General features: G+C 44.4%; 2 protein-coding genes. Both read left to right on the forward strand.

Features of this window, described 5'->3' with window-relative positions:
- The coding region (locus R8N47_RS28195) for a GreA/GreB family elongation factor (protein WP_318186481.1) at positions 1-241 on the forward strand (241 nt) is incomplete at its 5' end.
- Positions 242-388: 147 nt separating this feature from the next.
- Positions 389-527 (forward strand): DUF1090 family protein (locus R8N47_RS28200; RefSeq protein WP_318186482.1); only part of this gene is annotated, 139 nt, incomplete at its 3' end.

Consider the following 527-nt stretch of genomic DNA (forward strand, 5'->3'; position numbering starts at 1 on the left):
AGTCTTTTTTGGTGCTTGGGTCGAGATTGAAAACGAAGCCGGTGATGTGAAGAAGTTCCGCATTGTGGGGCCAGAAGAAATATATGGTGATGCCAAAGATTACATCTCCATTGATTCCCCTATGGCCAGAGCCATGTTGAAAAAGCAAGTGGATGAAGAATTTACCGTTCGAACGCCGGAAGGTGACAAAGAGTGGTTCATTAATTCGATTGAATACAACAAGCAAAGCGCAGAATCTTAACTTCCTCGACCTTGAAACATACTGCGAGCGAAGTGCGTTTGCCAATGATGTTGACCTATTTTTTTATGCGCCCTCATTTGAGGGCGCGAGCTGTATTTACTGGAGAGGTATAAAATGAAAGCCGTGATTTGTGGTGCTGCGTTAACGATGGCTATTTCGCTTCCTACTGTCGCTCAAGAAGAGCTAAAAGGGTGTGATGCCAAAGCGTTTGCACTTGAGCAGCAAATTGAATACGCCACAGTACAAGGTAATCAAAAGCGCATTGATGGATTAAAACGAGCCCTTG

The organism is Vibrio sp. 2132-1 (assembly GCF_033344315.1).